This window comes from Micromonospora sp. DT4 (assembly GCF_049841675.1).
Lineage (GTDB): Bacteria > Actinomycetota > Actinomycetes > Mycobacteriales > Micromonosporaceae > Micromonospora.
In genome coordinates this window covers 1-4,841 of record NZ_JBNCKT010000204.1, presented here as the reverse complement: position 1 = coordinate 4,841, position 4,841 = coordinate 1, and the positions used below count along the sequence as shown (strand labels likewise).

Here is a 4,841-nt window from a genome sequence, read left to right as displayed (position 1 = left end):
TATTTGTCGAGGACCTTCCATCGACGTGTCTCGGCGTGACGTTCCGCCCCCACCCAGTTACCCGACAGTCTCTCAGACCTGGCTGATGTGCGCGGCGAGGACCCGCCAACCGTGCGGGTCGTCGTGCACCCAGGTGCGGGTGTAGCGCAGGCGAGCGGCGAACGGCGCGCCGTCGAACATCCCGGCGACCCGGGCCAGGCAGAACGTCACACCGGTCGACCCGACGACGAGCAGGTCCAACTCCTCCTCGAGCAGCTCCTCGATGACCGAGGTCCGGTCCCGGTGCGCGGCGAGATCCTCCGCCTTGGTGTGCTTGCGGCCGTCGGGGCCGATCGCGATCAGTTGGTCGACCAGCAACTGGTCCAGGGCGGCGACGTCAGCGGCCCTCTGCGCGGCCTGCAGGGTGCGTTCGGCGTCGAGCAGCTCCGCCTCACGTGCGCTGTCCGGCATGGTGCCGTCCTCCCGGTCTCCCGCGCCCGGTGCCACCGTCCGGACTGACCGCATTGTGGCAGGCCACGTCGCCCGGGCGTGGGCGCATCGGCGCGGCGGCGCGCCCGCCGGTCTTCCGAATCGCCGGCAGGAGTCTCATTCATGCCGAAGGCTGGCCTTATGTTGCGGAAGGTGATGGCGAGTGGATGCTGCTCCTGACACTTCGGGCAGCAGACGGGGCTGCCCTGGATCCACCACGGTCGAGATCGACGCGTCGCACGCCGTGGCGGTCTCCCGACCGGGCCCGGTCGCAGACCTCATCGACACCGCTGCCCGCGCCACCATGGGCTAGCTGTACTGCCCAGGCAGCGGTGCGTACTAGGCTTCGTGCCATGGCGGACCAGGACGGTCCGGGCGCGCACGCCGCCGAAGCGACGCGACCGGTCGAGGCTGTGGTCCGGGAGATCCTCGCGGTGGTCCCGGCCGGGTGCACCTGGTTGGTGCCGGTGCCCGACGACCATCGGCCCGTCGCCGACTTCCGGATCGCGGCCACCAGCGGGCAGAGCAACGACATCTACCGTCGGGGCGTCGACCGGGTGGGGGCATGCCTCAGCGAGCTGTACCCCAGCATGGTCGGCGGGCCCCTCTGGCAGCTCTACGAACAGGTGCTCAGCACCGGCTCCTCCGGCCGCCTGGCCGACTTCCGGTACGTGGAGAGGCGCACCGGCGTCGTCGCCGACTCGCTGTTCGACGTCGAGGTGCACCGCGTCCTCGGTGGCCTGCTGGTGTCCTGGCAGCGGCTCGACGAGGACCGTCGACGCCTGGACCGCACCGAGCTGCTGGGCAGCCTCGGCTGGGCGGAGTACGACCTGGCCAGCGGGGTCAGCCAGTGGTCGCCGGGGATGTACCGCATCTTCGAGCGTGATCCGGCCCTCGGCCCACTGTCGCGCACCGAGCAGGCCGCCGCCCTGCTCCCCGACGACTACATGCTGCGCGAGGCAGCCTGGCAGACGCTGGACAGCGGGGCGTCCTCCGACGTGACGGTCCGGTTCCAGACGGCCGGCGGGGTGCGGTGGCTGCGGATCCTCTCCGACGTCTCCCGGGACGCGGACGGCGTACCGCTGAAGATCCACGCCGTGGTGCAGGACGTGACCGCCCGGGTGGACTCACGGACCGCCATCGAACGGCTCAGCGACCAGTTGCGGACGCGGGAGCTGACCGCGCTGGCCGAGCACCGGCTCGCCGGGCAGTTGCAGAACCTCATCCAGCCGGTGCCCCGCGAGACGTTCGCGCTGCCCGGCATCGAGGCGGTGGTCAACTACCTGCCCGCCGAGAGCACCGCGCGGGTCGGCGGTGACTGGTATCACGCGCAGTCCCTACCGGACGGAAAGGTCGTGCTCGCCGTCGGCGACGTGGCCGGTCACGGCCTGGACGCGGCGAGCGGGATGGCGCACCTGCGCTTCGCCCTGGTGGCCTGGCTGTCGATCGGCATCCAGGACCCGTCGGTGCTGCTCGGTCACCTCAACCGGCTCTGCGGCCAGCTCTCGATCACCGGAACCGCCGTGGTCGCCGTGTACGACCCGGCGACCCGGATGCTCTGCTGGGGCAGCGCCGGGCACATGGCGCCGCTGCTGTCCCGCGCCGGCCGGACCGAACCGCTCGACCGTCCGCCGGGTCTGCTGCTGGGCGCCGCCGACAACTCGACGTACCCGATGCGCGCCCCGCGGCTGCGCCCCGACGACCTCGTGCTGTTCTACACCGACGGCCTGGTCGAGCGGCGGGAGCCCGAGCAGGACCGGTCACCCCAGATACGCGCCACCCTGTCCACGCTCAGCGCGACGCCGGGGGAGCAGACCCTCACCCGACTGCGCACACTGCTGCACCACCCCAGCCCGGACGACGACACCTGCACCCTCGCCGTGCGCGTACTGCCCTGATCCGCCGTCCGGCTCAGCGGGCGAGCCGGATCCGGACGACCGTGCCCTCGGGGCCGGCGTGCACGGTCACCTCGTCGCAGACCTGCTCGACGATGGCCAGTCCACGGCCGCGTACCGCGGTGGCGACGGGCATGTCCCGGCCGAGCACCCGTGCCCGGCCCTGGTCGACGACGTCGCAGAACACCTGGTCACCCTCGGCCCAGAGCCGGACCCGGCCACCGCCGACGGTGTGCTGCAACGTGTTGGTCGCCAGCTCGCTGACCGCGAGCACCAGCAGCTCCACCCGCTCGGCCGACAGGCTCCGCGCGGTGGCGCCGCCGCAGACGAAGGCGCGCAGCGCCCGCAGGTCGGTCGCCACCTCGTACGTCATCGTGTCGGTGCGCGAGGCGGACGGGGGTTCCTCGGCCACGGTGTGGGTCTCCCGACGGTCGGCCGCCATCAGCCCGCCAGCTGCGGGTCGTCGGCGGGCGGACGCAGCAGGTTGCCGATGCCGGTGATGTCGAGGACGGTCGCGACCGGGCCGGAGGCGTTCACCGCGTACAGACGTCGGCCGTTCGCGCGCGCCGCCTGATGGGCGGTCACCAGGCCGTGCAGGCCAGTGGAGTCGAGGAACCGCAGCCCGCCCACGTCGACCACCACCACCGGGGCGGCGCGTACCGCCGCGGAGAGTACGGTCGTCAGCTCGGGCTGGGCCGCCAGGTCGCACTCACCGGTCAGCGTGACCACGATCCGTCCGGGTGTCGTGGACGTGCGGGCCTCGAAGTGCGCCATCGGACAGCAGCACCCTTCCTCGTAGCGTCAGCCGTTGTCCGGACATCATGTCATCCGATGGCCTCCTCGCCGTGTCCTCCGTTCGGCGGTTGATCAAGAAGGCGCGGCCACTGTGCGATGGCGGACGGGTCAGGACCCCGCGCCGAACGCGACGGACTCGCTCAGCTCGCGCCACCGCGCGTCGATCGGGCTGCCGGGGAAGTCGCCCGACACCCGCGTGAGGACCAGGTACGAGTCGCCGGCCTGCGGCGTGACCCGCACCGGCTCGGCGGTGTACGAGTACTCCGACATCGTCCGCTCCCGCCAAGATCGGACGGTCGGCCGTCGTACCGGCGGTCCTCGTCGGCCACGCTCGCGGTGTCCGCAAAGCAGGCGACGAAGGCGTCCAGGTCAGCGTCGCCGACCGCTCGGAAGCACCTGTCGATCACGTCGGGCAGGTCGACCGCCATCTGCTCCTCCTGCGGCACGGGCCGCCGTCGGGCCGCCGTCGGGCCGCCCGCCGTGGTCCCGGTCCGACCTCACCGTACGAGACGGCGCCGGTGGGACGCGGCGCAACCGACAGAACCGCCGGGCAGGTGGCTCCGGGTTTGCCGCCCTCCGGCCCGGGTAGCCACGCGTCCCGGCGACGGAAGGGGCGGGACCATGGCCGAACTGGCGTTCGTCGACAAGGTCGCGGCACGGGCGGGCATCCCGCCGGCCGAGGCACGCCCGCTGACCGAGGCCGTTCTGCGGACGCTCACCGAGCGTCTCAGCGGCGGGGAGGCCGCCGCGCTCGCACCGCACGTGGCCGACGAGCTGAGTCCGCTGCTGGTCAAGGCCGCCGAACCGCCCGAGACATTCGGGTACGACGAGTTCCTGCGACGCGTGGCCGACCGCGCCGGCACGGACCGGAGCGGAGCCGAGCGGGGCGTACGGGCGGTCCTCGCGACGATGCACCGGGTGGTCGGGCACCGGGAGTTCTCCGATGCCCTGTCCCAACTCCCGGCGGATCTGCGAGCGCTGGCCGAACCCTTGCCGCACGGTCCCTGACCGGCCGACCGACGGCACGGCGCGTGGTCTGACCGGCCGGCGGGGTTTCGATCATGGTGTCCATGCCTTCGCATCGATACATCAAGATTTCACGATGTTCGTGCGAAAGGTCGCGGCACTCATCCCGGAATGTCCCGAGATAGGGCCGGCTATCCGGCCGGGGCGAGCGCCGCACCGCGACCGTAGGCAGGTCTCAGCGGCGGCCGCGGCGGGCCGGCCGGCTCTTCGTGCCGCTGCGGGGACGCGGGGCGGCACCGCGCGCGCGGGCCGCGCCACCGGATGGCCGTGGCACCGGGCGGCGGCGGGCCGCCACGACGATGATCGTGCCGACGACGGCGACGATGGCGGCAGGTACCACCCATGACGGCAGCCCACGGTCCGATGGGGATGCCGGCGGCGCGGCGGCGGGGGTGACGGCCGGATCGAGTGTCGCGGCCGGCACGGCGGACGCCGACGAGGTGCCCTCTGCCTGAGCGAGCAGGGCGGGATCGGGGCCCTCCGTCGGCACCGCCCAGCCGGCCGGGGCGGCCGTGCTCGGACCCTGGTAGTCGAAGGTGACGGTGCCCCGTACCGCCTCGCCGTCGGACGCGACGGTGAGGTATTGACCAGTAACCCAAAGGTGCCGTGATCGTTGTCCGTGTATGGGTGTTGCGGTACGTGATGCGCGGCGGCTTT

Annotated in this window: 6 protein-coding genes and 1 pseudogene; 2 read left to right on the top strand and 5 right to left on the bottom strand. The window is 72.6% G+C overall.

The genetic code is table 11. The features are described 5' to 3' along the window. Positions 1-72 precede the first annotated feature (72 nt). Positions 73-504, bottom strand: coding sequence for a nuclear transport factor 2 family protein (locus ACLQ24_RS28600; protein WP_425894845.1), 432 nt, complete (start codon positions 502-504; stop codon positions 73-75). Positions 505-821: 317 nt separating this feature from the next. Here ACLQ24_RS28600 and ACLQ24_RS28595 point away from each other — a divergent pair, with 317 nt between their 5' ends. After that, positions 822-2,366, top strand: a complete 1,545-nt coding sequence (locus tag ACLQ24_RS28595; RefSeq protein ID WP_425894844.1) for a PP2C family protein-serine/threonine phosphatase — start codon at positions 822-824, stop codon at positions 2,364-2,366. A gap of 13 nt (positions 2,367-2,379) precedes the next feature. On the opposite strand, the gene ACLQ24_RS28590 is transcribed toward ACLQ24_RS28595, so the two are convergent. The 3 genes from ACLQ24_RS28590 to ACLQ24_RS28580 all read right to left on the bottom strand — a co-directional run bounded on the left by ACLQ24_RS28590 (position 2,380) and on the right by ACLQ24_RS28580 (position 3,428). Then, on the bottom strand, positions 2,380-2,805 hold the full coding sequence (locus ACLQ24_RS28590) for an ATP-binding protein (RefSeq protein WP_425894843.1): 426 nt from the start codon (positions 2,803-2,805) through the stop codon (positions 2,380-2,382). Beyond that, entirely contained in the window at positions 2,805-3,137 is a 333-nt protein-coding gene (locus ACLQ24_RS28585) for an STAS domain-containing protein (RefSeq protein WP_425894842.1), read from the bottom strand. Before ACLQ24_RS28585 ends, ACLQ24_RS28590 begins: the two co-directional genes overlap by 1 nt. A gap of 129 nt (positions 3,138-3,266) precedes the next feature. After that, on the bottom strand, positions 3,267-3,428 hold the full coding sequence (locus ACLQ24_RS28580; protein WP_425894841.1) for a hypothetical protein: 162 nt from the start codon (positions 3,426-3,428) through the stop codon (positions 3,267-3,269). 351 nt (positions 3,429-3,779) lie between these two features. Here ACLQ24_RS28580 and ACLQ24_RS28575 point away from each other — a divergent pair, with 351 nt between their 5' ends. Then, positions 3,780-4,166 carry a DUF2267 domain-containing protein gene (locus tag ACLQ24_RS28575; RefSeq protein WP_425894840.1) on the top strand — a complete coding sequence of 129 codons (387 nt, stop codon included), beginning with the start codon at positions 3,780-3,782 and terminating at the stop codon, positions 4,164-4,166. 193 nt (positions 4,167-4,359) lie between these two features. Here the strand turns inward: ACLQ24_RS28575 and ACLQ24_RS28570 are convergent. Then, positions 4,360-4,841, bottom strand: a pseudogene (locus tag ACLQ24_RS28570) (hypothetical protein); the annotation flags it as partial.

What these genes read in the sequence shown, in the direction of transcription:
- ACLQ24_RS28600 (WP_425894845.1), bottom strand. Translation starts at nt 504, where the DNA reads ATGCGGTCAGTCCGGACGGTGGCACCGGGCGCGGGAGACCGGGAGGAC.
- ACLQ24_RS28585 (WP_425894842.1), bottom strand. Translation starts at nt 3,137, where the DNA reads ATGGCGCACTTCGAGGCCCGCACGTCCACGACACCCGGACGGATCGTG.
- ACLQ24_RS28580 (WP_425894841.1), bottom strand. Translation starts at nt 3,428, where the DNA reads ATGTCGGAGTACTCGTACACCGCCGAGCCGGTGCGGGTCACGCCGCAG.
- ACLQ24_RS28590 (WP_425894843.1), bottom strand. Translation starts at nt 2,805, where the DNA reads ATGGCGGCCGACCGTCGGGAGACCCACACCGTGGCCGAGGAACCCCCG.
- ACLQ24_RS28595 (WP_425894844.1), top strand. Translation starts at nt 822, where the DNA reads ATGGCGGACCAGGACGGTCCGGGCGCGCACGCCGCCGAAGCGACGCGA.
- ACLQ24_RS28575 (WP_425894840.1), top strand. Translation starts at nt 3,780, where the DNA reads ATGGCCGAACTGGCGTTCGTCGACAAGGTCGCGGCACGGGCGGGCATC.